Source organism: Bdellovibrionales bacterium (assembly GCA_019750295.1).
Classification (GTDB): Bacteria; Bdellovibrionota; Bdellovibrionia; order Bdellovibrionales; family JAGQZY01; genus JAIEOS01.
On the sequence record JAIEOS010000083.1, the window covers coordinates 1 to 3,217 of the forward strand.

Annotated in this window: 4 protein-coding genes; 2 read left to right on the top strand and 2 right to left on the bottom strand. The window is 43.0% G+C overall.

What is annotated here, in order from left to right:
* Positions 1 to 1,499: insulinase family protein (locus tag K2Q26_12650; GenBank protein ID MBY0316368.1), on the bottom strand; the 1,499-nt coding region annotated here is incomplete at its 3' end.
* A 155-nt stretch (positions 1,500 to 1,654) separates the two neighbouring features.
* On the opposite strand from K2Q26_12650, the gene mscL reads away from it, so the two are divergent.
* Together mscL and K2Q26_12660 are read left to right on the top strand one after the other, a co-directional pair.
* A complete protein-coding gene (mscL, locus tag K2Q26_12655; protein MBY0316369.1) occupies positions 1,655 to 2,044 on the top strand; it encodes a large-conductance mechanosensitive channel protein MscL in 390 nt (129 codons plus the stop codon).
* Between the two features lie 21 nt (positions 2,045 to 2,065).
* Positions 2,066 to 2,695: a YceI family protein gene (locus K2Q26_12660; GenBank protein ID MBY0316370.1), complete on the top strand. Its 630-nt coding sequence runs from the start codon at positions 2,066 to 2,068 to the stop codon at positions 2,693 to 2,695.
* Between the two features lie 30 nt (positions 2,696 to 2,725).
* On the opposite strand, the gene K2Q26_12665 is transcribed toward K2Q26_12660, so the two are convergent.
* Positions 2,726 to 3,217, bottom strand: a 492-nt coding sequence (locus K2Q26_12665; protein ID MBY0316371.1) for an ABC transporter permease, incomplete at its 5' end; no start/stop codon positions are given.

Genomic DNA, 3,217 nt, shown 5'->3' on the forward strand with positions numbered 1-3,217 from the left:
AAATCATTAGGAATGTACTCATTCTTTGGAGGATATTCAAAAACAGTCGATTCCTTATCTAAAAATTGAAGAGTTGCGGCAGGAAGCTCTTCGCTCCGATACTGAATTCCAAAAATATCTTCTTTTTTATTGGTTTTTTCTTTTTGGCTGCTGACCACGACGTGAGCGTTCTCCGGCTTGAGGTAAGACATAAAGTACTTAAAATCTTCCACGGAGTATTTCGAGAGAAGAAAGTATTTTTCCAAAAATGAATCCACCGGATAATCCACCATAGCTTTTGCAAAAAAAGCGGAGCGGTTGCTCGAAGATGAGGGCTCAAGATTATCCAGCGCGATCTTTTGCAAAAACTTTTCATCATCGTAAAGATACTCGGGATAGCCTTTTTCGTTCATCATGCGTATAAACTCAAAGACGGAAGCCGTTACTTTTTCGTGATTCTTTCGACCCTCTGGGGTGAGGGTGATATCAATATTCAATGTGCGGGTAAAATAATTCCCCACAGATAGCTCGAGAGCCCAGCCCTTCTTTTTAAGATAGGAAAGCAGAGAGCCCTTCCCCTCGTAACCGATAATTTTGGTGATGATATTGACAGGCTTTGAATCCCAATACTTAATCGTGTCAGGAATATTAAAATACACCGTCAATTCATCGATATCTGTGATGGCTTTAACATAGTGGTAGCGGGCTTTTTGCTTGGGATCAAAGTACTCATCTTTATACTGAGGGGGCTGAGCCTTTGTATTTGGAATGTCCGAAAAATATTGAGTGACCCAACCCTTAACAAGATGAGAAGGCTGAGCGGTCATCACTACTAAACGCATTGTACTTGCAGAGTAATACTTTTTATAAAACTCCATCACCTGCTCACGATTGACGTTTTTAAGAGTGGTTTTATTTCCGATCGTGAATTTCTTTAACGGATGTCCGTCGGCGGCCTGCAACGTCAAAAAGCGCATGCTCCGCCAAGAATCGTTCTTAATATTTTTTTCAAACTCACTATTCACCGCGTTTTTTTCTCGATCGACATAGGTGGGATCAAATAGAGGAGATACAAAGAATCTCGAGAAACGGTGAAGCGCACCATCAAGAGCCGAATTGTCGACATCAAAAAAGTAATTGGTTACATCGTCAGCAGTATAGGCATTATCACCGCCGCCGTTTTTCTCCATATAGGTGGAGTAGTCGTCGTGATTGGGAAACTCTTTGGTTCCTAAAAACAACATGTGTTCCAGATAATGGGCCATACCCGCTGCGTTTTCGGGATCTTCAAGAGAACCCACTGCCACCGCCATCGCCGCGGACGATTGCTTAAAGCGTGGATCACTAATGATCAAAACTTCGAGCGCGTTTTCAAGCTTAAGAGGTACAAACTCCATTCCATTGATCACCCGTGCCGCAGGTGCAGTCGCAGATTTTGTACCAGGCCCCTGCTCTTTTTGTGTGCAACTTATGGTCACGCAAAAAACAGCCGCCAAAAATAAGAGCTTCTTGAATGTCATAGGATTTTTCCTCTCGAAGTTCCGGTGTAGTCCGGGAATAGGTCTAAGAATAAAGATATATTTTGAAATCGGCAACACGTCTTCGCTCGATGGCAGCACTTGCCTTCCCGAAAAAATAATCGTCTAATGCCAATCTAAAGTCATAAGGAGACGATATGGGAATTGGTAAAGAATTTAAAGAATTCGCAATGAAGGGTAACGTGGTTGATCTCGCCGTAGGGGTAATCATCGGAGGTGCTTTCGGTAAAATTATTTCTGCGATGGTCGAAAAGATTCTTATGCCATTGATCGGAATGCTTATGGGTGGAGTCGACTTTACCAACTTAAAAGCGGTGCTTGTCCAAGCCGGCGCCGATGGGAAAGGTGAAGTCGCAATTGGGTATGGTTTCTTTATCCAGACGATTATTGATTTTACGATTATTGCATTCTGTTTGTTCGCTGTGATTAAGCTGATGAATTCGTTAAAGAAAGCACCAGCTCCCGCTGCCGCCACGCCAGAAGATGTATTGCTATTGAGAGAAATTAGAGATTCATTAAAAAAATAATTAAACCAAGGAGAAATTATTATGTTTCGTATTTTAACTAGCATCATGACCGTAGCCCTTTGCTCAGTGGCTTTTTCTGCAGAAAAAAATGCTGCACCAAAGGAATCCAATCTCACTCGTGTCAACATCGATACGACGAAGAGTGTGATTAAATGGAAAGGCACCAAAGCTTTTGTCGGAGACTCCCACGTGGGTACAGTGAATTTTTCTTCCGGCACTTTATTTGTCGATAAAGATAAAATCACTGGCGGTGATCTCACCATCGATATGAAATCGATTAAGAACACAGACGTCACTGACCCTAATATGAACGGTAAACTTGTAGGCCACCTAAATAGCGAAGACTTCTTTGCCGTTGATGCGAATAAAGAAGCTAAATTTGTGATTAAAGAAGTCAAGTCGACGGGAAAAGACACGTATGACTTTATCGGCGACGCGACCATTCGTGGCGTGACTCAACCGATGAAGATCAAAGCCACGGTGAAGAGAGATGGAGCGGTTTGGCTCGCCACTGGAAAAACTGACTTTGATCGCACGAAGTTCGGTGTGAAGTATAACTCCAAAGATTTTTTCCCAGACCTTATCAAATCTGGAAAAGACAAAGTGATCAAAAACGATATCGAATTAGAATTTAACCTAAAAACGATCTAGTTCGTCCCACGGAGCGCCAGTCTGGCGCTCCTATCGGTAGAGCTTCCGGTACACTAAACGGTAGCTCACACCAAATAAAATCATTCCAAAAATGATAAGTTCTAACAAATGCTGGAGAAACAGCACGGGCTCTATCCGATTCCACAAGATCTGCTGACACAAAACCACTCCATGATACAGCGGGGAGAAGTGAGCCGCGATTTGAAAACCCTCCGGCATTTTAGACATCGGGAAAAAGATTCCCGAAAAATAAAAGAGGGGTGCTATGAGTACTGTGTAGACCGTCTGAAACTGACTTATATTCTGAATCAAGGCCGAAGATATTAGACCCAAACTTCCACAGGAAAACGCAATCAGCGCGCCCATAACGGGAATCAAATAGAAGTGCGGCGTCAGTTTGAGTAATCCAAAAAGCATAAAAACAATGGCCACAGCGGAAGCCATCAGCGCTCCCTTTATAGAAACCCAGATCAGTTCTCCCAGAATAATCTCCCTTGGCGAGATGGGCGTGGTCATCATCGC

Excerpts from the sequence above, each read along its gene's own strand:
- mscL (MBY0316369.1), top strand. The coding sequence starts at position 1,655 with ATGGGAATTGGTAAAGAATTTAAAGAATTCGCAATGAAGGGTAACGTG.
- K2Q26_12660 (MBY0316370.1), top strand. The coding sequence starts at position 2,066 with ATGTTTCGTATTTTAACTAGCATCATGACCGTAGCCCTTTGCTCAGTG.